This window comes from Mangrovimonas sp. sgz306409, from assembly GCF_059735265.1.
On the sequence record NZ_JCAPEU010000002.1, the window covers coordinates 20,747 to 43,099 of the forward strand.

A 22,353-nucleotide genomic window follows, 5' to 3' on the forward strand; every position below is an offset into this window, starting at 1 on the left:
ACAAGAGCTAAATGTTGGAAGGTATAGAGTTTTTAAATAAAGAATTTTTTTGGCTGCTGTTGGTGTTGCCCTTGGCATTGTTGTGGTATGTGTTGAAGCATAAAAAACAAACCGCCGAACTAAAGATTTCCAGTTTAAAAGGTTTTAAACTTACTAATACTTGGTTGCCAAAATTGAAGCATTTATTATTCGTTTTGCGACTTTTGGCTTTGGGGTTGCTTATTACAGCTATAGCTAGACCTAGAACCGTGGATGTTTCCACTAAAACCAAGACTACGCGAGGGATTGACATTGTCATGGCTATAGATGTCTCGGCCAGTATGTTGGCAAAAGATTTACAGCCTAACCGTTTGGAAGCCTTAAAGGATGTTGCTGCGGAGTTTATCAAAGGGCGTCCAAATGATAGAATTGGTTTGGTAGAGTATGCGGGAGAAAGCTACACAAAAACACCAATTACCAGTGATAAAGCCATTGTATTACGTTCTTTGGACGATATTAAGTACAACACCATCATTGAAGGTGGTACGGCTATTGGTATGGGATTGGCGACTTCTGTAAACCGGTTAAAAGACAGTAAGGCTAAAAGTAAAATCATCATTTTGTTGACCGATGGGGTGAACAATTCTGGATTCATTGATCCTAAAATAGCTAGTGAATTGGCTTTGGAATATGGTATTAAAGTATATACCATTGGTTTGGGAACCAATGGAATGGCACTTTCTCCAATTGCCATAATGCCTAACGGTAAGTTTCAGTACGGTCGTGTACAAGTAGAAATTGATGAGGCTCTGTTGAAAGAAATCGCTGAGGTTACTGGAGGAAAATACTTTAGGGCAACCAACAATAAAAAGTTGGAAGAGATTTATGCGGAAATCAACAAACTCGAAAAAACGGAAATAGAGGAATTCAAATTCTATAATTACGAAGAGAAATTCCGTCCATTGGTATTGTTAGCTAGTATTTTGTTGCTGGTTGAAGTGCTGCTGCGGTCTACGGTTTTTAGAAGTTTTGTGTAATAATAATTAAATGGATAACCTGATAAAGGTTATCAACAAGAATAGAATATGTATCAATTAGACGAAAAAATATGGTTCTGGGGATTATTGGTTATTCCAATAATCATCCTACTCTTTTTGATGCTCCAGGTTTGGAAATACAGAGCCCAAAGAAAATTTGCCAATAAGGAACTGTTACAGCGTTTGAGCCCTAACCAATCCTTGTTTAAATCCATCTTGAAAATAGTGGTATTGTGTTTGGCCTTTTCATGTTTGGCTTTGGCGATGGTGAACCCTAAGATTGGTACCAAACTTGAAACGGTAAAACGTGAAGGGGTGGATGTAGTGTTTGCGGTAGATGTGTCCAAAAGTATGTTGGCCGAGGATATTGCGCCTAACCGTTTGGAAAAGGCCAAGCAGTTGGTAACCCAAATCATCAATAATTTGGCCAGTGACCGTGTAGGGATCATTGCCTACGCAGGGAAGGCTTTTCCGCAATTGCCAATTACCACAGACTATGCTTCGGCCAAGATGTTCCTTCAAAATATGAATACAGACATGTTGTCTTCACAGGGAACGGCTATCGATGAAGCCATCGAATTGGCCAAAACCTATTTTGATGATGAAGAACAAACCAATAGGGTGTTGATCATCATTTCAGATGGGGAAGACCACAGCGAAATGTCTTCACGTGTTGCAGAAGAAGCCAATAAACAAGGCATTCGTATTTTTACTATTGGGGTTGGAGATGTTAAAGGAGGCCCTATTCCTATTAAGAAAAATGGGGTAGTGCTCAACTATAAAAAGGATAACAACGGTGAAACGGTAATTACGAAGTTACATGAGGAAACCTTGAAAAGTATTGCTGAAGAAGCGAACGGAGAATATATAAATGGAAGTAATACGGCTACAGTTGTGGAGACCATCCATGAGATTTTGAACAAGATGGATAAAACTGAGTTTGAATCTAAGGAATTTGCCGATTTCAAAGACCAGTTTCAATGGTTTTTGGGCTTTGGGATTTTCTTTTTGTTCATCGATATTTTCTTATTGGAACGCAAGACTGCATGGTTGAAGAAGTTGAATTTATTTAACGAAAACCTGTAGATTCCCTACTATTTATGTAGCTTGTCGGCATAACGGCAATTTTATAAATTTTTTAACGGACATAAAAAACAGGGTTTTATATCTTGGTATGTCAAATGGTTTAAAACAAAGGTTTTGGCCTTTTAGTTTAATAATGAAGTCACAAATGAAACAATTGGTTTTAGTACTCTTAATGGTCACCACCGGATTTTCCTTTGCGCAGGATAAAGACAAGGAAAAAGAGCAATTAAAGGCTATCCAAAAAGCCAATTCATATGTGTATGATGCCAACGAATTGGTAGAGCAGGAGGATTATACAGGGGCTGAAATGGAATACCGTAAAGCCATTTCTGAACAGCCTACTACCGTATCCGGAACCTACAATTTGGGAAATTCCTATTACGAAAAGGGAAATTACGATGAAGCGCTTTACCGCCACCAACAGGCGGCTAAAAATGCTACAGACAGAGCGGAAAAACACAAAGCTTTCCACAACATTGGAAATATTCTGATGAAAAATGAAAAGTGCCAAGAAGCTGTGGAAGCTTTTAAGAATGCCTTGCGCAATGATCCTTCAGATGATGAAACAAGGTATAATTTAGCCATGGCCAAAGAGTGTGCAGAGCGTCAGCAGGAAAACAATAAGGACAAAAAGGACGAAGACGAGAATAAAGAGGATAACCAGGATCAGGAGAAAGAAGATCAACAAAATCAGGATCAGCAAAACCAAGATCAAAAGGATCAAGGTGATCAAGATGAAAAAGATGGCGATGATCAAGAAGATGACAAAGGAAAGCCTAAGGACGACAAGAAAGACAATCAGGGAGGTGACGAGAAGGACAAGGAGCAGCAAAAGCCGCAGCCACAGCCTGGACAATTGTCGCCACAACAGATAAAGAATTTATTGGAGGCCATGAACAATCAAGAACAAAAAGTTCAGGAGAAGATGAATGCCGAAAAGCAAAAAGGCACTCCCGTAAAAGCAGAAAAGGACTGGTAGAACAAATTTTCAAGATTTATAGTTGCAGATAGACACATGAAATTGATCAAACATATCACAATATTGTTATTTGTTTTAAGCACCGCAATAACGGCTGCCCAAGTTAAGTTTGAGGCCAAAGTGAGCAAGACCAAACTTGGGATTAACGAGCGTTTGCGCATCGATTTTGAGATGAATAAGGACGGGGACAATTTTACTCCTCCGGACTTTGCAGGTTTCAATGTTGTAGGTGGTCCCAATACTTCGGTGAGCAACTCGTGGCTTAACGGAAAGCGCTCATTTTCTAAAACCTACAGTTATTTTCTGGCCCCTAAAAAGCGAGGAAAAATTACCATTAATCAGGCTACCATAGAAATTGATGGAGAAATTTATAAAACCCAAACCGTAGCGGTTGAGGTTACGGCAGCCGTAAAACGTCCCAACGATCCTTACAATGCCGATAATATAGCAGAAGATAATATCCACTTGGTAGCTGAGGTTTCCAAAACCAATCCCTATCTCAACGAGGCTATTTCGGTGGAATACAAACTTTATGTGTCTGCCAATACAGGTGTGAGCAATTGGAGGGAAATTGACAATCCTAAGTTTAGTGATTTTTGGAGTCAGAATATTGATATCAAAGGGCTGAAGGTAGAAAACGGCACCTACAAAGGCGAAGAATACCGTTATGTGGTGTTGCGTAAAACCGTGCTATATCCACAGAAAACCGGAAAATTGGACATAGAACCTTTAAGTTTGGATGTAACGGTTGATGTACCCACCAACCGCCGCGATATTTTTGGTGGGCGCTTAATGACCAAGGTGCACCGTACAGTCTCAGCTGGGGCAAAAACCATTAATGTAAAACCCTTACCGGAAGAAAATAAACCTTCGGATTTTACTGGAGCTGTGGGAGATTTTGACTTTAAATTGAAAGCTTCCAAAAACGAATTGAATGCTACTGAATCACTTCAGTTGAAGGCAGAAGTAACTGGAAATGGAAATTTAAAACTATTCAAGCTTCCCAAATTGACCGTGCCTAGTTCTTTGGAGATTTATGAGCCAGAATATAATGAGAATGTTAGAACAACACTTGGAGGAATGCAAGGGAGTATTTCCGATAGCTATACTGTGGTGCCTCAGTTTAAGGGGAAATATCCAATCCCGAAGGTGTCCTTTTCCTATTTCGATTTAAAAACAGAAAGCTATAAGCGCATCACTTCAGATGAAATTGTCATTGATGTTTTGGAAGGTCCAAACAACAATGCCACACAAGATAATAGTCTTACTACAGCGGCGGGCAATAAGCAAAAGGTTATTTTAAGTAACGACCAATTTGCCTTTATAAAAACCGATGCTCATTTAAAGCCTATCAAACCTCAGTACTTCTTTAAGTCTACATGGTTTTGGAGTTCTTTATTGCTACCATTGTTGGCTATTCCATTGGCGATGGTTTACAGAAAGGAACGTGACAAACGTGCCGCAGATGTCTTTGGAAATAAAATCCGTAAGGCCGATAAGTTGGCCAAAAAGTACCTTGGAGAAGCTAAGCGCAATTTGGGACAAAAGGAAGCCTTTTATGTGGCTCTTGAAAAGGCCCTTCACAATTATTTAAAAGCGACTTTGCATATTGAAACCAGCGAGTTCAGTAAGGATAAAATTAGAGAACTCCTCACGTCCAAAAATGTAGAAACTACGGTGGTGGATGAGTTTGTTGGAATTTTAAAGAATTGCGAATTGGCGCGATACACCCCAATTACCAATGTAGAAATGCAGCAGGATTATGAGAAATCTGCCAAGACAATTTCATTAATTGATAAGCAAATTAGTTAAGATGAAAAAGTTATTCCTTATCCTTTTCGTACTGATCTCTACTTTAGGCTTTGCCCAAAACGATTCATTGTTTGAACAGGCCAATAAGCTTTACAATGATGGTGATTATGCCGAAGCCATTGAAAAATATGAAGCTATTTTGAATAATGGTAAGCATTCTGCCGAGGTGTATTTCAATTTGGGAAATGCCAACTATAAGCTCAACAATATTGCGCCCAGTATTTTCTATTACGAAAAGGCACTGCAATTGGCACCAAACGACAGGGAGATCCAAAATAATATGGCATTTGCCAAAAATATGACCATAGATGCCATTGATGTAATTCCAGAAGTTGGTCTTTCAAAAATAGTAAATGGTGCCACTAGATCATTGGGATTTGATGGCTGGGCCTATGCAGCAGTGGCTGGGTTATTTATTTTTGTGGTGCTGTATCTTTATTACTATTTCAGTTATTCCACGGTTACCAAACGTATCACGTTTGTATCCAGTTTTGCTTTCTTAGGAATTAGCCTAATAGCCTTAACATTTGCGTTCCACAGGTATGAATTGGAGCGTAGGGACCAACCTGCCATAGTGTTTGCACAAGAAAGCCAAGTGAAAAGTGAACCTAATTTAAGAAGTGAAGAAGCCTTTAGGTTGCATGAAGGTACCAAGGTTCAAGTTTTGGATACACTTAACGATTGGAAAAAAATTAAACTCTCCGACGGAAAAACGGGCTGGATAAGCGGAAATGACATACGCTTGTTGAAGACTTTTTAAATTATTTAACGAATTTCTTAGTAACGAGTGTTATATTTGTTACTTTACGAATTCTAATGTTTCAAAAGGCCATTACAATTTTCTTTTTATCAGTATTTGTTGCTTTTATTGCAGCACCTACTGTTGTGGCCGTTCTTGATAACGATTTTGATATGGCAGCCTTTTTCAGTGTCAATGAAGAAGAGGAAAAGTCTGTAGAAAAAATTAAGGATAACGAAATCAAGTTTTTTGAATTTGATAAAAACGAATTGGTATTTGATGTTTCCAAGGAAAAAAGGATAACGGTATTACCTGTAAAACATTACTCCAAGAAGTTTTTTAAAATCATTTCTCCCCCACCAGAACATACAATAGTTTAAACCCAGTTTGGTTTGGATATACTCATCTAGGCCCACATTTTATGTTTAACTATAGCCTTTTTAAAGGTGAAAAAAATTAGCGTATGTTTAAGTTTATTAAGCAAGATTTTCCGGCTAGTATAGTCGTGTTTTTTGTGGCTTTACCCCTATGTTTGGGTATTGCCTTGGCAAGTGGAGCTCCTTTGTTTTCTGGAGTCATTGCCGGTATTATTGGAGGAATTGTAGTAGGGTCTTTAAGTGGATCCAATATAGGTGTTAGTGGGCCAGCCGCCGGTTTGGCTGCTATCGTTTTGACAGCTATTGGAACTTTGGGAGGTTATGAAAATTTTCTGGTTGCAGTAGTTTTGGGAGGAGTCATCCAATTAGCTCTTGGTTTTTTGAGAGCGGGAGTAATCGGGTACTATTTTCCGTCTTCGGTGATTAAAGGAATGTTGACGGGAATTGGAATTATCATCATTCTCAAGCAAATTCCTCACTTTTTTGGTTATGATGCCGAGCCGGAAGGGGCGGATAGTTTCCTTGAACTTTCGGGAGAAAATACCTTTTCTTCCATCTTTCATATTTTCGATCATTTAATCATTGGCTCCATGGTCATTGGTATCGTTGGACTTGGAGTAATTCTCTTTTGGGACAATGTATTGGCTAAAAAGGCAAAATTCTTTAAGATCATTCAAGGGCCTTTGGTAGCCGTGGTATTAGGTATCGTGTTTTATGTTTTAACACAATCCAACAGTGCTTTAAACATTTCGGAAACACATTTGGTAAGTGTGCCAATTCCTGATGATTTTAGTTCCTTTTTGGGGCAGTTTACCTTTCCTAATTTCGCAGCTATTACCAATCACGAAGTTTGGGTAACAGCCTTTACAATTGCATTAGTGGCAAGTTTGGAAACTCTATTGTGTGTAGAGGCCACAGATAAAATAGATCCTCACAAAAATGTAACACCAACTAATAGAGAATTGTTGGCTCAAGGAACAGGAAATATCTTTTCTGGGTTGATTGGTGGGTTGCCTATTACTCAGGTAATTGTAAGAAGTTCTGCCAATATTCAATCGGGAGGGCGTACTAAATTAGCTACCATCATTCATGGATTGCTGTTATTGGTATCGGTAGTTCTTATTCCAAGGTTATTGAACATGATTCCACTTTCTGTTTTGGCCGCTATCCTGTTAGTTGTAGGATATAAATTGGCAAAGCCAAAATTGTTCATCGAGATGTATAAGTTGGGTTGGAAACAGTGGTTGCCTTTTATTGTTACCGTAGTAGGGATTGTATTCACCGACCTATTGGTGGGAATCAGTATGGGACTATTGGTAGGAATCGTAGTCATTCTTCTAAAAAGCTACCAAAACTCACACTTTTTGCATATTGAAGATAAGAGTAATGGTAAGCACCAAATTAAAATGACCTTGGCAGAAGAAGTAACCTTCTTTAACAAAGGTGCCATTTTGAAGGAATTGGATAGCTTGCCTCGCGATACGTATTTGGAACTTGATTTGATGAAGACCCGTTATTTGGATCATGATATTATTGAGATCCTTGAGGACTTTACGCATAAAGCAAAAGAGCGAAATATTGATGTAAAACTAGTTTCAAAACGTGGTGTTGTTGAAAACCCTCCAAGTTTTGTGAAGTTTTTTAAGGAGCGTCCAAAATCAAAACTAAGTTTAAGCTAAACGGTTATGGAATCCAAGGCACATCACATATTGGTACTTTCAGATTTGGGAGTTGCAACGGAAGCGACACTGAAAAGTGCAATAAGTTTGGCCAACATGATTCAAGGCAATATTGAGTTGTTTCATGTAAAAAGGGCAGGAGATATTGTGCACAAGGAAAATCAGCTGTCCGCCATGCGTAGCATTAACGAAGAAAAGAGCAGTACCAAGAAAAGAATTCAAGAATTGATCCAGCCCATTTCGGAAGCTTATGGAATTGAGATTCCTTTCAACTTCGCTTTTGGCAATGTGAAGAACGAGATAGCTTCGCATATCAAGGAAAGTCGTCCAGATATTATCGTTATGGGCAAGAGGCAGTCCAAATTATTGGGTCTGGGCAGTGATGGTCTTACCCAATTTGTAATGGAGGAGTTCAAGGGTATCTTGATGATTGTAGGTTCTGAGAACAGTTTGGAGCCTAAGCAACCCTTGTCATTGGGAGTGTTTAATGGTAACGTTCCAAGTTTTGCAGGAAGGTTGTTGGCCTATACCAAGCAGCCATTAAAATCCTTTAAGATTATGAATGGGGATGTAGCTAAGGAAGAACAAACAGATGTTTACGAAACAGTAGAATATGTGTTTGAGTCAGGAGACCAAAGCATAAAAAATATGTCCAGTTACCTTTCCAAAAGTAACGTAAATCTATTCTGCGTAGACCGTGGAAGGACAAAAACAGGACAAGAAGTAAAAACAAAACATTCAGATATTACTAATATTGTAAACAATTTTAATATATCCCTTTTAATATCAGCTCAATAATTTGATGCTAAAGCAGGATATAAAATCAAAATAAAATTATGAAAGCACATACTAAGGAAACACAAGCAACCATGACCCCAGAAAAGTCATTGGCATTTTTGAAAGAAGGAAACCAAAGATTTCAAAATAACCTTAAGGCAAACAGAAATTTATTGGAACAGGTGAATGACACCAGCGAGGGGCAGTTTCCTTTTGCTACCATTTTAAGCTGTATCGATTCCAGAGTTTCTGCCGAGTTGGTATTCGACCAAGGATTAGGGGACATTTTTAGTGTTCGTATTGCAGGAAATTTTGTAAACGAAGACATCCTTGGAAGTATGGAGTTTGCTTGTAAATTGGCAGGAACCAAACTTATTGTGGTGTTGGGGCATACCAGTTGTGGCGCTGTAAAGGGCGCTTGCGACCATGCCGAAATGGGTAATCTAACCAAGCTGATTCAAAAAATAACACCTGCAGTAGACAGTGTGGCAGAACCTGCAGATGAAAGCTTGAGAAACTCTAAAAATTTAGAGTTTGTAGATGCCGTTGCAGAGAAAAACGTGCATTTAACCATTGAAAGAATCCATGCAGAAAGTCCAATTCTAGATGAAATGGAAAAGAATGGAGAAATTAAGATTATTGGCGCCATGTATGATATCAATACAGGAGCCGTAACTTTCTATGAATAAAACTTAGCATACAACATACGTTAAATTTTTATTTGGGCAGCGCCATCACTTAGTTGGCGCTGCTTTTTTTATTCTTTAGTATTTAAAATACAATTTGTTTCAAAGTGTTTTTGAATGCTCTTTTTTCTTTAAAATATTAGAGGTAAATTTAGTGTAGCATTTATAAATAGATAGAAATTGAACAAATTGTTCTCCAATTTTAAAGGTGATGCTTTTGGAGGTGTTACAGCAGGTATTGTGGCATTGCCATTGGCCCTTGCCTTTGGGGTGAGTTCTGGTTTAGGGCCCAGTGCCGGACTTTATGGTGCTATCTTTTTAAGTTTCTTTGCGGCCTTATTTGGAGGGACCAATACCCAAATTTCGGGGCCTACCGCTCCTATGACGGCGGTGAGTATGGTGGTTATTGCTGGTATTGTAGCTGCCAACGATGGCGATGTTCAAAAAGCGCTTCCTACTATTTTAATTGTGTTTTTACTTTCTGGGCTCATGCAAATTGGCTTGGGAGTTTTAGGGTTGGGAAAGTACATCCGTTACATACCATATCCTGTAGTTTCTGGATTCATGTCGGCAATTGGAGTGATTATTATTGTGACTCAAATTTTACCTTCTCTCGGATATTACCCAAAAGAGGATGCTGCTTATGTAAATCAATTCAAGCCCATGGCTGAAGAGGTCATTCTTGAAAATATTTTGAAGGAGGAAGCGGGTGAAGGTATTTTGGTTTTGGAAGATTTTAAGGAAACCATCAATCGAGCAGAACTTATCGATGAAGCCGATATTCTTAAAGAATCAGAAACCTTGGCTGCCAATGATGCTTCGGGGGTTTTGGGTGCCATTAAAGTATTTCCAAGAGCGCTAATGAATATTAATTGGTTGGAGCTTGTCTTGGCTTTAGGCACCATTTTTATCATTTATGGATTTAAGCGAATTACTAGGGCAGTGCCAAGCACCTTGGTAGCATTATTGGTAATGTCTACCATAGCGATTGTTTTTGGATTGGATTACAAACCTATACAACAAATCCCCAGCGGTTTTCCTGCGCCTAATATTAGCATGTTTGCCAATTTTAGTGTTAAACAGTTAACACCCTATATTTTTACCGCATTAACCTTATCTCTTCTAGGCGCCATTGACTCCTTGTTAACTAGTATCGTGGCCGATAATATGACCAAAACCAAACACCGTCCAAACAAAGAATTGATAGGGCAGGGTATAGGCAACAGCATTGGGGCTGTTTTTGGTGGCATTCCTGGAGCAGGGGCAACTATTAGAACCGTTGTAAATATTCAATCCGGTGGTAAGACTCGGTTGTCTGGAATGATTGCAGGTTTGGTATTACTCATCATTTTATTGGTATTAGGGCCAATTGCTTCTAAAATTCCAGCAGCGGTTTTAGCAGGAATTCTGATAACCGTAGGAATAGGGGTTATGGATTACAAAGGTTTAAAGGCCATCCCGAGTCTTCCAAGAGATACACGTATTGGTCCATTTTGGGTGAGTTCGGAAGTGTTGATCATGATCGTTGTGTTAGTGCTGTCATCTCTTTGGAATTTGGTCTATGCCGTTGGAATTGGACTTATCATTGCCTCGTTGATGTTTATGAAAAAGATTGGGGATCTCACAGCCGAACGTTCGGATGTGAAACCTTTGGCCAAAGAAACCGCCTGGGATGACGCTCCCAATTTTCCTGAAAAATTAAAAGACGAAGTATTTGTAAAACATGTAAAGGGGCCATTGTTTTTCGGTTCAACCAGCGACTTTCAAAGGTTGGCGGCCCAAATCCCATCAAATGCCAAAACAATTGTAATTAGGTTGGGACGTATGCAGTATATGGATCAATCGGGTTTATATGCCTTTGAAGATGTTTTACAGGAATTGAGTAAAAATGGAGTAACCGTTTTATTGGTTGGTCTATTAAGGCAACCTCGTTACATGATGGAACGCATTGGAATTATACCGGAATTGATATCGGAAGATCGTATTTTTGGTACTTTCAAGGAGGTAACAAATTGGATAAAAAATAACGTGATTTATTAGAGTGGAAAATGGATTTAAACAGAGTTTTTGAAAATAACGAAAAGTGGATTCAAGAGAAATTGGCCAAGGATAACGCTTATTTTCATAAGTTGGGAAAGGGGCAAAGCCCCCAGTTTTTGTATATCGGCTGTTCCGATAGTCGTGTAGATGTGGAAGGTCTTATGGGCCTAGAGCCAGGAGAAGCTTTTGTGCACCGTAACATTGCAAACATGGTTATTGCTACCGATTTAAACGCGATGTCTGTGGTGGAGTATGCGGTGAACCATTTGAAGGTTGCAGATGTGGTGGTATGTGGACATTATGCCTGCGGAGGTGTCAAGGCAGCCATGTTATCGGAAGATTTAGGACTATTGAACCCTTGGTTGCGCAGTATTAGGGATGTGTATCGATTACATGCCGAAGAACTCAATACCATTGAAGACGAAAATAAACGCTATGATCGTTTAATTGAGCTCAATGTACAGGAACAATGTGTCAATTTAATTAAAACGGCAGCCATTCAAAAGGCAGTTAGGGAGCGTGGCTTAAAAGTTCATGGTTGGGTGTTTGATGTGCATTCAGGGAAACTCATTGACTTGAAAATTGATTTTGCAGCTATATTGGAAAACATTAGGAAGATTTATCATTTAGATTAAAACAAAAAAGCCACTCAAGTTGAGTGGCTTTTTTTGTTGTCAATTTTTCAGATCGAGAGGTTATTTCAAAATAACTTTTTTACTTAAAGTATAATCTCCAGAAGTGAAATTAAGCATGTATACTCCTTTTTGTAGGTGAGATAGGTCGATGGTTTTATTGTAAAAACCTTGTTGGCTAGAAAGTGATGTTTCCAATACTTTGCTTCCGTTCATGGAATAGATGGTAATATGGTTGGTGCCAGATTTAGCGACATCATAAATCAAGTTGATTTTACCATCAGAAGAAGGATTTGGATAAACACCAAAAGTAACATTGTTGTCTAGTTCCTCTACTCCCAATGACTGGGTTACATTTTCAAAGGCAAAAGAAAGGTTTCCTGTGGAGCTACCTTCAAAAGAGGTAAAGTAAATCCTGTAAACCGAGTTGTCAGCATATTTTACATAATAAGCCATATCAGAATTCACATCATATTGCACGGATGAAACATAGGTTTTCCAATCGCTACCAATAGTATTGATTTCATCGGAATAGGTTAAGGTTGGATTTTCTGGAGCGCCTTCCATTTCTTCATTTTGAGCTACGGTAACTTGGTCGCTGTGCAATATACCTGTTACTGGCCAAAACAAAGACCCATTACCATTGTAATCTGAAATGTATTTTGTAGCAACAAAGTCCCAATCTGCTGTGGCCGGTTGAGCATAAACTTCTTCTCCGGTTTCTAAGGAATAGAAGTTATAGGTGTTGTCGGGGTTATTTGTATTGTCTAGTGTTACCGTGGTATCTTCTCCCCAAGTATTGGTACTGGTATTCCAAGTGGCGTATGTGAATGTGTAACCATTAAAAGCATCCTGGTTTATAAATTTGCGATAGGTGCCGTCTGTATATTTTAAAACAAAAATGACAGAGCCTTCGATGTGCTGGTTATCTGGGTTGTATTCTCCAAAGCCATAGGTTGCAGAACCGTTGTCAAAAGCTCCTTCCCAAGAAGTTTCACTATTGTACAACTGCGTCCATTCGGATTGGGCTTCGGATGTTACTGGTATGTCATCCCAAGCGTTTGTATTGGTAGTTACCTCATATACTTTAATCCCCGCATGATCATTGATGCGAATTCCTATATCGTCTTGTCCAGTTCTAAGAAATGCCAGATCCCAAACACTGCCGGGATAGGAGGTAGTGGTTAGGGTACTTAGTTTAAAGTAAACTTGGTTTGCATAAGAAGCCCCCATAGTAAGATCTATATCTTGTTGGGCTTTGGTATTAAAGATGCATAGGAACATCAAAAAAAGTGTACAATGTAAAGTTTGTTTCATAATGAAATGATTAAAGTTGGTTATTGATTTTGTATGTCTTAAAAATTAATTTGGGCACTTTAGATCCAAATTTTGACAGTGTTTTCCGCCTAAATTTAGTTTTTTTTCGCTATCGAGCAAGTGATTTTTGAGTTATGATTTGTCACTTTTAAATAAATTTCTTGTAAGAATTAACTTAATTGCTTGATATGCGTTATTTTGTGTTTTTGAAAAAAAAGGCCACTGAATTTCAAGTGGCCTTTATAGTGTTATTGCAACAATGAGTATACAAACTCGGGGTTTCCACGTTCACCAGATGCGGTGGACATTGCCAGGAATTTTAGTTTGTAAAGATTCCCATCGGTATCACTGATGATGTAGAATACATTTTCTTTAATGGAAGGAGAAGCACTAGGACCTCCACCATTTCTCCAACTGCTTCCAATAGCTCTTTGGTCATTGTAAACGAAATTTGCGTCAACAACATTAGCCAAAGTGAAATCATTATAGGTTAATTCGGTTTCAACTTCAGAATCTATCATATAAATGCCAACGTTGGCCTTTGTGTTATTCACCACAAAATCGGAATATCCATAAGCACCGTAACCTTCGATTAAGTTTGTGAATACCGTGAAGTTTAAATCCCAATTAGCTGAGGCTGGTTCAACAGTAACTTCACTGTTGGTATTGAAACTAAAGAACGTGAAATTATGTTCGTTGCTTTTTGAAATCACAATTTCTTCATGGGTAGTATCATCCAAGTTAGCATATTGCAATACATAGTCATTACCGTCTTTTAAAACGCGAATTTTCATCCATCCTCTTGATTCACCTGTTACGGCAATGGTTCCAGTTTCCGGAGTTTCTGTACCAACTTCATAGCCCAAGTTCAATAAGTATACCTTGTTGTCTGCATCATTTTCTGAAATCGTTGCAATGGCGGTTTCAGAAATATCACCTGATGGCGCATCTACAAAGGCTGCACTCGCCGCTTGAAAGGTTCCAACCGCAACTTGAGGTTGTAATTCCTGTACTTCCTGGTCGCTAGAGCTCACAGCATCAATATCGGTTAAAGTTAAAGCCGCAGTAGCCATATAGATAGATCCGTTGATGGTTACTTTGAATTCATCACCAGAATAAAATCCTAGGTCCCAAGAATCGCGTTGTACACTAGTACTGGTGTTGGTGCTCAAATCTACATAGACTTGGTTTTGTTGGTTAGGGCCTCCTACCTCTGGGCTTACACTTGCTCCCTCAATTACAATGGAGATTGGACCAGAGGGTGAATCGTCATCACTACTACAGCTTATAAAACCCAAGGTAGCAGCTAGGCATAATACAGTAAAAAGTTTGTTGATCATAATGGTATTAATTTTAAAAATTCAGATTATATAATAGTTTTAAATAATATGAGCGTCCGTAACCCAGTAGCAGCGATTGGCTCCCAGATGAGTGGGTACCTCCGGAACTAGAATTGCTAATATTCACACTGGTGATGTCCAAAAGGTTTCTAGCTCCTAAAGTGGCTGTTAGTCTTTCTTTAAAAAATGATTTTTTAGCAGAAGCGTCCAGCCAACCATAACCATCGGTGGTTTGTTGGGTGAATAATGCATTCCCATCTTCATCTTCATCTGATTGGACATATCTCTGAGTGGGGCCTTGGTATTTAAAAAGCATGGTGATAAAGGTGTTCCATTCTTTTAGGTGATAAGTACTGCTTGTATTGATTTGGTAGGCATATAGAAAATTGTCATTGCCATTGATTTCATTGTTGTTGACACGTGAAATGCCTTGTAGGGTAGCTCCCAATTTAAGTGTCCAACGATCTGTGTTTATGGCATTGTCTGAGGTGAGTCCCCATAGTGTATACCTGTCTATATTGATGTATTGATATTGAAGTGGAAGAGTATTTACCACGGCTAGATCAATTTTATCCTGAACATCTATATAGCTCAATTTTATTGAGTTTAGTAAAGAAGTGTTGTTGATGTAACTGCGTTTTTTTAAGTTTATAAAAGTGGTAATTCCGTTTTCGGGGTCTAAGTTTTCATTTCCCCTAACGTCATGGTTGGAATCCACAAAATAGTAATAGAGCTCTTCAAAATTTGGAGTTCTATAAGAAGTTCCTACATTGGCTCTAAGCTCAAATCCATGAGGCATTAAATAGCGAGCACTTAAACTAGCTGTTGTTTTGGAGCGGTACTTTGTATTGTACTCGTAACGTAATCCTGGTCGTAAAGAAATGGCTTTGCTAAATTGGAATTCCGATGAGCCAAACAAAGCGTAATTCCCTTGAGTATGAGTTTTGTTATTTTGGGTGTAGTCTCCTGAAGCTTTGGTGTCAAATCCTTCAATATAACGGGTCTCATAGCCCAACTGAAAATTGAATGCTTTGCTTTTTAGCAAGTTGCTCATGGTACCTTTAGAAAAGAATACTTTACTGGATTGGTAGGTAGTGTCAGCTTCATCCGTTTTTGTTTCGCTAAGGATGAAATAGGTGAATTGATTTAGGTCACGTTCCTGTTGTTGATAGGAAAGGGAAGCTTGGTAATTTCCTCCAGATTTTAATGTACCATTAAGGTTTATATTGTTGACTAATCGTTTGGTGGTATATATTTTATCTGTAGACGAAGGGTTTATGGTTTGCGAAGGAACGTCGTAATTGGATCTTACGGCTTGGTCGTAAAAATTTAGGGTCTCACTAAAATATTCAAACTTATAATTGAGGTTAAATCTGTTTACTTTATAATTGACCATGGCTCCACTTGTAAATTGGGTTTTTGGCAACCATTCGTATCCGCGCAAACTATCTGTTAAGTAATGATCTTTTCCTTGTCTATCATTCAAAAAACCTGCAAATTGGTTACGGTTAAAGCCTATTTTAGCGAACCATTTATCAGAGAAATTGTGAGCTAGGTTTAGGCCTTGTATATGTCTTCCCTCATCAAACCAAGCATATTCATCGCTTACGGTTTCCTCTTGGACTAAAGCTTCCAATTTCCAATTGCTGTCAATGGATTTTTTGGTAATGATGTTAATGACACCAGAAACTGCATTAGCTCCGTATTCCACACCCATAGCACCTTCCACAATTTCGATGCGCTCAATATCGTCTAGGTTGATTTGCGTTAAATCAATATTGTTACCAAGTCCGTTATCACTTACCAAAGGAATGTTATCAACGAGAATATTAAAGTATTGGGAATCCAAACCAAAGAAGGAAATGGTTGATTTTCCAGTCTGTGAGCTTGGTAGGATGGTAAGGTTCAGGTTGAAATTGAGCAAATCGGCCAGATTATTGGCTGCCTGATTGTCTATTTGTTCCCTTTTTATAACAATAACATTGTGAACCGATTTTTTAATGGACTGGGGATTGTACTGCCCTGTAACTACTACTTCGGATAGAGCTTCAACTTGGGTAGAGTCTTGTGTTACTTCCTGTGAAAAGGCGAAGCGGCTTAAAAAAAGTAAAAAATAAACGACAATTTTATTTTTATTTAGACTCATTCTTGATTAGTTTTGCGGTGCAAATATATCAATGTTATTTTAAATCAATCTAAATAAGAATAAAATTTTCTCAATGAAACGTATTTTTCCATTAGTCGCAGCGGCATTATTTCTTAGTGTGAACCTAAATGCCCAAAACAAGAAGAAGCAAGATCAACAAGCCATTAAAGATATGTGTGGCTGTTATAAGGTAAACTTCAATTTTGCCGAAACTTTTGAGTATTCAGGAGATTCAACTTACGTGCCTTCCAAAACAAAACACGATAGAGGTTTGGAGTGGGTACAATTGGTAGAGGACAGCAAGGATAAAATTTCCCTGCAGCATTTATTGATTGTAGGACCTTCGGAGGCGCCTCATATTGTAAAGCACTGGAGGCAGGATTGGGAATTCGAAAACACCGATTTGTATGTGTACGACCATAATAATAAGTGGAGCTACCAAAGTTTGCCGAAAAGTGAAGTAAAAGGACAGTGGACTCAAAAAGTATTTCAAGTGGACGATAGCCCAAGATATGAAGGGACTGCGACTTGGGTACACGTAGATGGCAAAAGCTATTGGGAAAATACTACAACTGCGCCACTACCAAGACGTGAGTATACCCAACGTAGTGATTATAATGTAACTGTAAGAAGAAATCGTCACGAAATCACCGATAACGGTTGGATCCACAACCAAGACAACGACAAGTTAGTGCGTGAGGAAGGAAAAGAAGATAAGGTTTTGGCTCAGGAAAAGGGGTACAATATCTATGTAAAAGTTGACGATAGCATGTGTAAAGCGGCTCAAGATTACTGGAGTACCAATCAGGCTAAATGGGCTTTGGTAAGAGCTAAGTGGGATGAAGTGTTTGCTAGACATAAAGACTTATATTTGGAGGAAAAAGTTGATAACAAAGTATTGTTTAAATATTTGTTTGATGCTGAAAAATACCAAACAGTGGAGGAGATCAATCCGTTAATTGAATCTTTTGTAAAATAAACTTATGAATAGTTGTTTTAAATCCTGTATCCTCGGTGCCATGTTGCTACTGGGGATACAGTCGTTTTCACAGGATAATGCTTTTTTAAGTCGTGACTTCTGGAAATCGCAGCCAGATGTTGCCGTGGTAAAAGAAAAAATTGCCGAAGGAAATGACCCTGCCCAGGCCAATGCTAATAATTTTGATGCTGTGGTTTATGCCATTTTGGAAGATGCACCGTTTAATACCATAACTTATTTGATGGCGCAGAAAGGCAATGATGTAAATAAATTGACCCACGATGGGCGTACCTATATTTTCTGGGCAGCTTATAAAGGGAATACCGAAGTCATGGAATACTTGTTGCAACATGGTGCCAAAACCGATATCAAGGATGATAAAGGAAATACCATTTTGAATTTTGCAGCCTCTTCGGGCCAAAAGAATACAGCGGTGTATGACCTTTGTCTGGCCAATGGTGCTAACCTAAAAAAGGATGTAACTCCAAATGGTGCCAATGCTTTGTTGTTGGTGGCTCCTAATGATCAAGATTTTCAATTGGTTGAATATTTTCAAAAAAAGGGATTGGATATCAATAGCGTGGATAGAGATGGAAATGGAATTTTTAATTATGTTGCCAGAACAGGCAATTTGGAAGCTTTGGAAGCTTTACAGGGTAGAGGCATAAAAGGAAATAACCAAGCTTTTATGTTTGCAGCCTATGGAACCAGAGGAAAGACCAATGGTATTGAAGTCTATAAGTTTTTAGAAGAACAAGGTCTTAATCCTAATGTTATCAATAGAGAAGGGCAGACACCTTTACATATTTTGACTTCAAGAAGTAAGGATGAAGAATTGATACGCTATCTCTTGGAGAAAGGTTTGGATGTGAATGAAGGAGATCATAATGGAAATACACCTTTTATGAATGCCGCTTACCGTAATAATTTGGACATGGTGCAACTGCTGTCCAAAAACCTTGAGGATATCAATCACGCCAACAAAAAAGGACAAACGGCTTTGTTTTATGCTGTGGAAGGAAATACGGTTGAAGTGGTTAATTTCATGATGAAAAGAGGAGCGAAAATAGATGTTGTAGATAACGAGGGAAATAGTTTGGTCTACGCGTTGGTCAATTCCTATTCAACTAGGAACCCTAAGGAGTTTTCAGAAAAATTAAACAGTCTAGAAAAACATGGATTACAGTTGGGGCAAACCCAAAGAAATGGAAATACATGGTATCATATGGCTGTTGAAAAAGGGAATTTGGACCTTTTGAAAATGGCTTCGGAAATGAAAATAGATGTGAATGCCAAAAATGGCGAAGGGAACACTGCTTTGCATTTAGCCGCAATGAAAGCTTCCGACGATAGTATTATGAAGTTCTTGGTTGCACAGGGAGCCAACAAAACCCTAATGACCGAATTTGAGGAAACGGCCTACGAGTTGGCCCAGGAAAATGAATTGTTGAAGAGCAATAACATTTCAATAGAATTTTTAAAATAAGACATTTACAGAATGAAGAATATACGTTTGATAGCAGTAGTATTGGTAGCGGTTTTTGGGTTGGTGTCCTTCACCAATCAAGGGCCATCTACCAAATATAAATGCATGATCCAATTGACCAATTATACAGGGGAAGGTGCTTATGTAGCCATTTCATTGATCAATCCAGCAGGAGACTATGAGCAAACACTGTTTGTGCAGGGAGATGATAATGAGTGGTACAATACCTTGGAATCTTGGTGGAAGTTTTATGGTAAAAAGCGTAACAATATCGATGCCATTACAGGCGCTACGATCTCTGGGGGAGAGCGTAGTATTAATGTCATCGAAATCGAAGATTCCAAAATTGATGCCGGTTATAGCATTCGTTTTGAAACCGCTGTGGAAGACCAGGAATATTACACGCAGGATGTTGAATTTCCATTAACATCCGAAACCGTAAAAGGTAAAATGGAAGGCACAGGGTTTATTCGCTATGTCCGCATGATGCCTAATTAAACAAACTTAATATGACCATTTCAATTTGGAGATACAGTCACCTAGCATTGGCTGTATCTTCTGTTGTTTTTATCCTTTTGGCTTCCATAACTGGGGCCATTTTGGCGTTTCAGCCTATTTCTGAACAAATGGTACCTTACAAGGTTGCCGATTTGGATGAGGTTTCTTTGGCCCAAACCGTTGAGGTATTTAAGGAAACCTATCCTGAAGTTATCGAAATCAACGTAGATGCCAACCATTTTGTAATGGCTTCGGTATTCACGGAAGAAGGAGACAACTTGGAAGGATATTTTAACCCAATTACGGCTGAGTTTTTAGGACAGAAATCGGAGCCTTCCAAATTTTTTCAATGGGTAACTAATTTTCATAGGTCTTTATTTTTAAAGAGTGTCGGCCGTTTTTTTGTGGGACTGTGCTCTTTTTTACTGTTTGTGATTGCTATTACCGGGACCATTCTAATAGTGAAACGGCAAAGAGGCATCCAACAGTTTTTTGCCAAGATAGTCAACGAGAATTTTAGTCAGTATTGGCATGTGGTACTGGGACGTCTGTCCTTAGTTCCTATCATTATCATTACCCTTACTGGGGTATATCTGTCTTTGGAAAAATTCAATCTGTTGCCAGAAAGCAAGGAAAAGCACACGATTGATTTTAATACAATTTCAGAGACTCCAAAACGTGATGTTTCTGAATTTAAATTGTTCCAAAACACACCACTTTCTGAAGTTGAAACATTGGAATTTCCCTTTTCTGACGATGTGGAGGATTATTTCACCTTAACGTTAAAACAGGAAGAGTTGGTAGTGAACCAATACACAGGAGAAGTGTTAAGTAGCTTGAAAGCACCCATGGTGGAAGTGGTTTCCAATCTAAGTATGGTGTTGCATACAGGTAAGGGCAATACGATTTGGGCTTTTATTTTGGGTTTGGCCAGTATCAATATCTTGTTTTTTATTTATTCTGGGTTTAATATGACCTTGAAGCGTCGTGCGTCGGGATTAAAGAATAAATTCCGAAGAGAGGAATGTCAATACATCATTTTGGTAGGCTCCGAAAATGGTTCGACTATGCAATTTGCCAATGCGTTTTACAAACAATTGTTGGAAGCTGGTGAAAAGGTGTTTATTACGGAACTGAACAATTATACTCAATTTCCAAAAGCGAAACATCTTATTGTTTTTACGGCGACTTACGGACATGGAGAAGCACCCACCAATGCCGATAAGTTTTTGGAACGTTTGCAAAGTATCAAACAGTTGAATACTTGTGGATTTACAGTAGTTGGTTTTGGGTCTTTGGCCTATCCGAATTTTTGTCAATTCGCTTTTGATATAGATAAAGCTATGGAGGTGGATTTTGAAAGAACCATGGAAATTACGGCTATTCACGACAAATCGATGGAAACGTTCCATCAGTTTGTGAGTACATGGAGCTCTAAAGTAGGCTTGAGTTTGGAACTTCCACAGGAAGCCTTAGTTCAAAATAAAAAGCAGACCAAAACATTTAAGGTTGTGGGGAAAACAGAGATTGCTGATAGTCCAGACAATACCTTTCTACTCAAATTAAAACCCAAAAAAACACAGCAATTTAGCTCAGGGGATTTGTTAGCCATCTACCCAAAGAATGATTATCGGGAACGGTTGTATTCTATGGGGAAGGTTGATGGAAACATTCAATTGAGCATTAAATTCTACGGCCATGGTTTGGGTTCCAATTACCTAAATGATTTGGTGGTAGGAGATAAATTCAAGGCAAAAATTATTAAAAATACGTCGTTTCATTTTCCTGTTAAGGTACCAAAGGTCATCCTTATAGCCAATGGTACGGGAGTGGCGCCCTTTCTGGGAATGCTCCATCAAAATAAAAAGCATAGGGAAACCAAACTCTATTTAGGTTTACGAACTCAGGCGTCTTTCAATTTATATAGACCTGAAATAGAAGCCTTGTTGATTGAGAAAAAATTAAGCGACTTTGAGTTGGTGCTTTCCCGTGAAGCTGAGCAATGCTATGTGCAGGACAAACTGCATGACAATGCTTCTGAAATAGCTCAAACCCTTTATAATGGTGGGGTTGTTATGATCTGCGGGTCTTTGGCAATGCAAAAAGGAGTTTTGGGAGTTTTGGAATCTATTTGTGTAGAGTTTACCCATAAACCCTTAAGTTTTTATCAGGCACAAGGGCAACTGAAAATGGATTGTTACTAATCGTTACTGTCTTCTTCGGTTTTAGAATCCCCTTCAAGTAGGCCTTCCATTTGGTCTGGATTTAAAAAGGCGGGAAATATCATGGGTGCTAAAGACTTTACAGGGCTGTAAAGTATGGAATCTTCAAATTGCTTTTCATTAGCAAAAGGCATGGAGTTATTCATGCGTTCGTAAACAATCAGAATAACACTTAAGATCAAGCCTATCTTTAAACCTCCAAAAAGGGCGCCTAACAATTTATTGATGATTCCCAAAGCCGCAAAATCGGCTAATTTGGTAAGCGCTTTCCCTGCAAGAGCGATCAACAATACAATCACCACAAACGTAATGGCAAAGGCTGTAATGGTTATGGTGTTTTCATCCCAATCTACTTTACTTTTCAAAAAATTGGCGGCATAGTTGCTAAAATGCATGGCGCCGAAAACACCAGCAACCAGGGCGATCAAAGAGGCTACTTCTACAAAAAGCCCTTTTAGAAAACCTCTAATAATTCCAAAAAGCAGTAAGGCTCCTAAAACAATGTCAATTACACTCATGGGGTCAACAATTTCAACAAATAT

Annotated in this window: 19 protein-coding genes; 15 read left to right on the forward strand and 4 right to left on the reverse strand. The window is 38.6% G+C overall.

Annotated elements, in window-relative coordinates; genetic code table 11:
- Positions 1–11: 11 nt before the first annotated feature.
- The 11 genes from AC6I5C_RS03520 (at position 12) to AC6I5C_RS03570 (ending at position 11,826) form a co-directional block, all read left to right on the forward strand.
- Complete coding sequence (locus AC6I5C_RS03520; protein ID WP_497903973.1) at positions 12–1,016, forward strand: vWA domain-containing protein; 1,005 nt, start codon at positions 12–14, stop codon at positions 1,014–1,016.
- A gap of 48 nt (positions 1,017–1,064) precedes the next feature.
- Positions 1,065–2,102, forward strand: coding sequence for a VWA domain-containing protein (locus AC6I5C_RS03525; RefSeq protein ID WP_497903974.1), 1,038 nt, complete (start codon positions 1,065–1,067; stop codon positions 2,100–2,102).
- Between the two features lie 133 nt (positions 2,103–2,235).
- Positions 2,236–3,081 (forward strand): tetratricopeptide repeat protein, encoded by an 846-nt coding sequence (locus AC6I5C_RS03530; RefSeq protein WP_497903975.1) that lies wholly within the window; start codon positions 2,236–2,238, stop codon positions 3,079–3,081.
- Between the two features lie 36 nt (positions 3,082–3,117).
- On the forward strand, positions 3,118–4,893 hold the full coding sequence (locus AC6I5C_RS03535) for a BatD family protein (RefSeq protein ID WP_497903976.1): 1,776 nt from the start codon (positions 3,118–3,120) through the stop codon (positions 4,891–4,893).
- Between the two features lies 1 nt (position 4,894).
- Positions 4,895–5,653 carry a tetratricopeptide repeat protein gene (locus tag AC6I5C_RS03540; RefSeq protein WP_497903977.1) on the forward strand — a complete coding sequence of 253 codons (759 nt, stop codon included), beginning with the start codon at positions 4,895–4,897 and terminating at the stop codon, positions 5,651–5,653.
- Between the two features lie 56 nt (positions 5,654–5,709).
- Positions 5,710–6,012 carry a hypothetical protein gene (locus AC6I5C_RS03545; protein ID WP_053976355.1) on the forward strand — a complete coding sequence of 101 codons (303 nt, stop codon included), beginning with the start codon at positions 5,710–5,712 and terminating at the stop codon, positions 6,010–6,012.
- A gap of 83 nt (positions 6,013–6,095) precedes the next feature.
- Complete coding sequence (locus AC6I5C_RS03550; protein ID WP_053976354.1) at positions 6,096–7,688, forward strand: SulP family inorganic anion transporter; 1,593 nt, start codon at positions 6,096–6,098, stop codon at positions 7,686–7,688.
- Between the two features lie 6 nt (positions 7,689–7,694).
- Positions 7,695–8,486 carry a universal stress protein gene (locus AC6I5C_RS03555; protein WP_497903978.1) on the forward strand — a complete coding sequence of 264 codons (792 nt, stop codon included), beginning with the start codon at positions 7,695–7,697 and terminating at the stop codon, positions 8,484–8,486.
- 38 nt (positions 8,487–8,524) lie between these two features.
- Positions 8,525–9,154: a carbonic anhydrase family protein gene (locus tag AC6I5C_RS03560; RefSeq protein WP_497903979.1), complete on the forward strand. Its 630-nt coding sequence runs from the start codon at positions 8,525–8,527 to the stop codon at positions 9,152–9,154.
- 177 nt (positions 9,155–9,331) lie between these two features.
- Positions 9,332–11,191 (forward strand): SulP family inorganic anion transporter, encoded by a 1,860-nt coding sequence (locus AC6I5C_RS03565; RefSeq protein WP_497903980.1) that lies wholly within the window; start codon positions 9,332–9,334, stop codon positions 11,189–11,191.
- A gap of 8 nt (positions 11,192–11,199) precedes the next feature.
- Positions 11,200–11,826 (forward strand): carbonic anhydrase, encoded by a 627-nt coding sequence (locus AC6I5C_RS03570; RefSeq protein WP_053976350.1) that lies wholly within the window; start codon positions 11,200–11,202, stop codon positions 11,824–11,826.
- Positions 11,827–11,886: 60 nt separating this feature from the next.
- Here the strand turns inward: AC6I5C_RS03570 and AC6I5C_RS03575 are convergent, their stop codons facing one another.
- From AC6I5C_RS03575 to AC6I5C_RS03585, 3 genes are all read right to left on the reverse strand, one after another.
- Entirely contained in the window at positions 11,887–13,140 is a 1,254-nt protein-coding gene (locus tag AC6I5C_RS03575; RefSeq protein ID WP_497903981.1) for a T9SS type A sorting domain-containing protein, read from the reverse strand.
- A 248-nt stretch (positions 13,141–13,388) separates the two neighbouring features.
- Complete coding sequence (locus AC6I5C_RS03580; protein ID WP_497903982.1) at positions 13,389–14,480, reverse strand: HmuY family protein; 1,092 nt, start codon at positions 14,478–14,480, stop codon at positions 13,389–13,391.
- Between the two features lie 13 nt (positions 14,481–14,493).
- Positions 14,494–16,626, reverse strand: coding sequence for a TonB-dependent receptor plug domain-containing protein (locus AC6I5C_RS03585; protein ID WP_497903983.1), 2,133 nt, complete (start codon positions 16,624–16,626; stop codon positions 14,494–14,496).
- 73 nt (positions 16,627–16,699) lie between these two features.
- On the opposite strand from AC6I5C_RS03585, the gene AC6I5C_RS03590 reads away from it, so the two are divergent.
- Genes AC6I5C_RS03590 through AC6I5C_RS03605 form a run of 4 tightly spaced genes read left to right on the forward strand, consistent with a single transcriptional unit; the run spans position 16,700 to position 21,793 of the window.
- A complete protein-coding gene (locus AC6I5C_RS03590) occupies positions 16,700–17,605 on the forward strand; it encodes a DUF6607 family protein (protein WP_497903984.1) in 906 nt (301 codons plus the stop codon).
- 4 nt (positions 17,606–17,609) lie between these two features.
- Positions 17,610–19,091, forward strand: coding sequence for an ankyrin repeat domain-containing protein (locus AC6I5C_RS03595; RefSeq protein WP_497903985.1), 1,482 nt, complete (start codon positions 17,610–17,612; stop codon positions 19,089–19,091).
- Between the two features lie 12 nt (positions 19,092–19,103).
- Entirely contained in the window at positions 19,104–19,589 is a 486-nt protein-coding gene (locus AC6I5C_RS03600) for a DUF2271 domain-containing protein (protein ID WP_497903986.1), read from the forward strand.
- Positions 19,590–19,600: 11 nt separating this feature from the next.
- Entirely contained in the window at positions 19,601–21,793 is a 2,193-nt protein-coding gene (locus tag AC6I5C_RS03605) for a PepSY domain-containing protein (protein WP_497903987.1), read from the forward strand.
- Here the strand turns inward: AC6I5C_RS03605 and AC6I5C_RS03610 are convergent.
- Positions 21,790–22,329, reverse strand: a complete 540-nt coding sequence (locus AC6I5C_RS03610) for a CvpA family protein (protein ID WP_076662491.1) — start codon at positions 22,327–22,329, stop codon at positions 21,790–21,792. The genes AC6I5C_RS03605 and AC6I5C_RS03610 overlap by 4 nt on opposite strands.
- Positions 22,330–22,353 lie beyond the last annotated feature (24 nt).

What these genes read in the sequence shown, in the direction of transcription:
- AC6I5C_RS03540 (WP_497903977.1), top strand. Translation starts at nt 4,895, where the DNA reads ATGAAAAAGTTATTCCTTATCCTTTTCGTACTGATCTCTACTTTAGGC.
- AC6I5C_RS03550 (WP_053976354.1), top strand. Translation starts at nt 6,096, where the DNA reads ATGTTTAAGTTTATTAAGCAAGATTTTCCGGCTAGTATAGTCGTGTTT.
- AC6I5C_RS03555 (WP_497903978.1), top strand. Translation starts at nt 7,695, where the DNA reads ATGGAATCCAAGGCACATCACATATTGGTACTTTCAGATTTGGGAGTT.
- AC6I5C_RS03600 (WP_497903986.1), top strand. Translation starts at nt 19,104, where the DNA reads ATGAAGAATATACGTTTGATAGCAGTAGTATTGGTAGCGGTTTTTGGG.
- AC6I5C_RS03595 (WP_497903985.1), top strand. Translation starts at nt 17,610, where the DNA reads ATGAATAGTTGTTTTAAATCCTGTATCCTCGGTGCCATGTTGCTACTG.
- AC6I5C_RS03610 (WP_076662491.1), bottom strand. Translation starts at nt 22,329, where the DNA reads ATGAGTGTAATTGACATTGTTTTAGGAGCCTTACTGCTTTTTGGAATT.
- AC6I5C_RS03535 (WP_497903976.1), top strand. Translation starts at nt 3,118, where the DNA reads ATGAAATTGATCAAACATATCACAATATTGTTATTTGTTTTAAGCACC.
- AC6I5C_RS03570 (WP_053976350.1), top strand. Translation starts at nt 11,200, where the DNA reads ATGGATTTAAACAGAGTTTTTGAAAATAACGAAAAGTGGATTCAAGAG.
- AC6I5C_RS03590 (WP_497903984.1), top strand. Translation starts at nt 16,700, where the DNA reads ATGAAACGTATTTTTCCATTAGTCGCAGCGGCATTATTTCTTAGTGTG.
- AC6I5C_RS03580 (WP_497903982.1), bottom strand. Translation starts at nt 14,480, where the DNA reads ATGATCAACAAACTTTTTACTGTATTATGCCTAGCTGCTACCTTGGGT.
- AC6I5C_RS03545 (WP_053976355.1), top strand. Translation starts at nt 5,710, where the DNA reads ATGTTTCAAAAGGCCATTACAATTTTCTTTTTATCAGTATTTGTTGCT.
- AC6I5C_RS03605 (WP_497903987.1), top strand. Translation starts at nt 19,601, where the DNA reads ATGACCATTTCAATTTGGAGATACAGTCACCTAGCATTGGCTGTATCT.
- AC6I5C_RS03560 (WP_497903979.1), top strand. Translation starts at nt 8,525, where the DNA reads ATGAAAGCACATACTAAGGAAACACAAGCAACCATGACCCCAGAAAAG.
- AC6I5C_RS03585 (WP_497903983.1), bottom strand. Translation starts at nt 16,626, where the DNA reads ATGAGTCTAAATAAAAATAAAATTGTCGTTTATTTTTTACTTTTTTTA.
- AC6I5C_RS03520 (WP_497903973.1), top strand. Translation starts at nt 12, where the DNA reads ATGTTGGAAGGTATAGAGTTTTTAAATAAAGAATTTTTTTGGCTGCTG.
- AC6I5C_RS03530 (WP_497903975.1), top strand. Translation starts at nt 2,236, where the DNA reads ATGAAGTCACAAATGAAACAATTGGTTTTAGTACTCTTAATGGTCACC.
- AC6I5C_RS03525 (WP_497903974.1), top strand. Translation starts at nt 1,065, where the DNA reads ATGTATCAATTAGACGAAAAAATATGGTTCTGGGGATTATTGGTTATT.
- AC6I5C_RS03575 (WP_497903981.1), bottom strand. Translation starts at nt 13,140, where the DNA reads ATGAAACAAACTTTACATTGTACACTTTTTTTGATGTTCCTATGCATC.